We start from the raw sequence: 3,339 nt of genomic DNA, 5'->3' as shown, positions 1-3,339 counted from the left end.
GCCGTATCCTTGGCGACGGCGTAGTTGGTCTTGTCGATGACCGGTATATCGGCACGCGCTACCGTCGAAGTGATGGCCGTGGCGGCAGCAAGGAAGAGAATGCGTCTCATGAGGAATCTCCAGTCATTGAGGAACGAGGAGCAGTTCGGCGTTCTGGTTGAGTTGTTGGACGCAAGCTTTGATGTCGGGATTCCAGACCAGGCCGGTGCGATCGTCGCAGAAGCCGGTAATGGCGCGATTGTCACCGCCGTCACCGTCCTGGTAGCGGCCGGAGCGGCTGGCGCCGGAAATGTCGCTCAGGGTAACCGCATTTCTGGAGTTGACGAGATCGGCCAGGCTGGCGCCGAGACCGATCATACGATTGAGCATATCGATGTTGGCGTTGCGGGCGCCGGAATTCTGGTCCCAACTGTCCTGCACTGTGCCGGTCGATTTCGCACCGAACTGCTCGAACCAGGACGTGACATCGCCTGACCCGTCGCCCGTGGCGCTTGTTAGTCCCATCGAATTGATGGTGCTCGAGCGCATGCCTTCATAGGCAGTGCTCGTGCCGCCATAGTTTAAAGGAATGCCCGATTTGTCAGACCCGCCGAAGGCCGGCAGCCATTTCTGCGTGATAACGCGGACGTAATCCTGCGTCTCGCGAAAAGGCGGAATGCCGCCGTAGCTTTCGACATTTCCCGAACCGGAATTGTAGGCGGCGAGCGCCAGCGAGACGTTTCCGTCGAAGCGTTTAAGCTGCTGCTTGAAATACCGTGCGCCACCCCGCAGGTTCTGCTCGATGTTGTAAGGATTGACGCCGAGGTCCGAGGCCGTGCCCGGCATGAGCTGGGACAGTCCGATCGCCCCGGCGCTGGACTTGGCGCAAGGATTAAAGCGGCTCTCCTGATAGACGAGCGCCAGAAACTGGTTCTCGTCGATCCCCTCTTCGCGCGCGACACGCCGCACCATGCCTGCGATCGATGGATTTGCGTTGGCCGCGGCGACCGGATCATCCTTGCGGCCCGGCCGATACACCGCGCAGGTGACGCTTTCATTGGTCGTGTAGCGATCGCGGTCCACCTTGTCGATTTCGGTGGCCTTGTCGTTCCGGTCCTGGCGCTCATCCAGTGTAGTTCCATCGATGGTCGGAATATCGGCCGCGGCCGGCGTCGCGAGAAGAACGAGCAACAGGGGAATTCGTCGGATCATGCCGCCCTCCCCCATCCGCAGAAATCGGACAGCCACGCCGCCGGATCCTCGCCAAGGCGGGCACGCAGCGCCGCGCAGGCTTCGATCGTGTCCTTGCGGCCGGACAGCACCTTGACGATGTCCGGCATCGCGGAAAGGTCCAGCCGGGCAATGACGGAATCGTTGCCATGCTTGATGAGGAAGGTCCGCCGCTCCGGCGGCGTGTTGCGGATGAAGGCAAATTCCTTGGCCGTCAGACCGAAGCGTCGGATGTAACTTTCCTCATCCGCGCGCGGGTTCGGGAAATGCAGGTTTGTCGCCGACTGCTCGATCAAAGTGTGCGATTGCGGCGCCCGGGCTATATCCGCGGCTGACTGGGTGCCGAAGCCAACGATCCCGTTCAGTTTGCGGATCGTCTTCATCTTGTCGACGATATAGCTGGAAAACGCTGGGTCCTGCAGCAGCTTCCAGCCCTCGTCCATGAAGATCAGGACGGGATCGCCTGTGAGCAGTTCTTCGATGCGGTGGAACAGATACATCAGTGCCGGCGTGCGCACGTCTTCATTATCGAGGATATGCGTCATGTCGAACCCGAAGATGCGCCTGCCGGAAAAGGAGAGTGCGTCGTGCGGCGCGTTGAAGAGCCATGCCTTTTCGCCTTCGAACCATGGCCTCAACCGCGACTGGAGATCATTGGCGGCCGAGCGTGAGCGCCCCATGAGAAGCCCGGACAGATTGGCGAGCGTCCGCTGCTCGACCGGCTCCTCGCAAATGCGCCTGATGGCGCGCTCGAGCGTGTCTTCCTCTTCCTGGGAGAAGCCGTGACCGCCTGCGGGCGACAGCATGGCCTTCAGAAGACGAACCAGGAATTCGCGGTTCGCGGGGGTGTTTTCCAGTTGCAGCGGATTGAAACCGGTCGGCGTGCCGGGCTGCAGGACCTCATAGTTGCCGTTGACGGCGCGAATGAAGATCGAGGCGCCCTCGTCCTTGTCAAAGAACACTGCCCGAGGCTCGGGCGAGATGCGAAACGCTTGCGCAAGCAGGAAAGTAAGCGCGACGGTTTTGCCGGAGCCCGTCGGGCCCGTGACCAGAAAATGCCCGACGTCACGCTGGTGAAAATTGAACCAGTAGGGGGTCTGCGACGTGGTCTCGAGGATCGAGATCGGCAGGCCCCAATGGATGCCGGACGCCTGACCCGTCGCGAAATTGTGCATGGAGGAGAACCCGGAGAAGTTAGCGCTGGACAGCATGCAGGAGCGCGCGATGTACGCATGGTTGCCCGGCAGTTGCGCCCAGAAGGACGCCTCCATGTTCAGGTCCTCGCGCAGCCAGTTGACGTTCATGTCGGTGAGGCAGGCGCCAAGCTCCGAGACTGCCTTGTCGAGCCCGGCCAACTCGCGCGACAGGCAGAGCAGGCTGAAATGGTGATAGCCGAACACTGCTTCCTGATTGACCAGGCTGTTGAGCGCAAAGTCGATGTCCGTCTCGACCGTACTGCCGGCCTCGTCGGAAGCGCGTATCTGCCGCTGCAGGCGTGAAATCCGTTCCTGCGCGACCGGCTTGTCAGCAAGCGTGAAGGACTGGGTAAGGATGAACTCGTGATTGACCTGGAGCAGGCCGTCGAGCATGCCCGGGCCCGAAAACGGCGGATACTCCTTGATCGACAGCATCGCGCCAAAGCGATTGTCGGCGTCCGTGGCACCCTGCGCCTGCAACGTTCGTCGTGAGAAATGCAGCCGCGAGGTCCCGACATAGCTGCGGATTCCCATGCGGGGCAGCCGCATGTCCCGCGACAGGCCGCAAGTCAGTATGGCGTTGAAGAACGCACACGGCTCGGAATAGGGCTCGCCGTCGCGATAGGTGACGCCGAGAGCACGTGCGCCGTATTTCTGCAGCTCGCGTGTGACGTTGCCGACGACTTCTTCCAGCTCGTTGATGTGTTCGTGGGTTCGCTGCCGGCGTACTTGCGGCCGCGTGGACCGATCGAACAGCCTTGAGACCGCCTCGGCGGTTCCTAAGGGACCGCGCATGCCGGTCCGTACGATCGTCAAATAGAGTTCGTTCGCGAACATGCGCTTCTCGCTAAGCACCGCCGAGTAGCGCTGATTGAGAAGGTCGCAGAAGTGATCGGAGAACGAGCCGCCGAGCTCCGGCTTGACCTGCCTGCGG

Annotated in this window: 2 protein-coding genes; both read right to left on the bottom strand. The window is 61.5% G+C overall.

What is annotated here, in order from left to right:
• Window positions 1-123 precede the first annotated feature (123 nt).
• Window positions 124-1,191: a lytic transglycosylase domain-containing protein gene (locus EOA24_RS31610; protein ID WP_127410470.1), complete on the bottom strand. Its 1,068-nt coding sequence runs from the start codon at window positions 1,189-1,191 to the stop codon at window positions 124-126.
• Window positions 1,188-3,339: type VI secretion protein (locus tag EOA24_RS31605; RefSeq protein WP_127410469.1), on the bottom strand; the 2,152-nt coding region annotated here is incomplete at its 5' end. The genes EOA24_RS31605 and EOA24_RS31610, both read right to left, overlap by 4 nt.

The sequence above is a fragment of the Mesorhizobium sp. M2A.F.Ca.ET.039.01.1.1 genome (assembly GCF_003998035.1).
Classification (GTDB): Bacteria; Pseudomonadota; Alphaproteobacteria; order Rhizobiales; family Rhizobiaceae; genus Mesorhizobium.
The sequence above is the reverse complement of the archived record's forward strand: the minus strand, read 5'-3'. Positions and strand labels throughout refer to the sequence as shown.

Coding starts and splice junctions, on each gene's coding strand:
- EOA24_RS31610 (WP_127410470.1), bottom strand. CDS start 1,191: ATGATCCGACGAATTCCCCTGTTGCTCGTTCTTCTCGCGACGCCGGCC.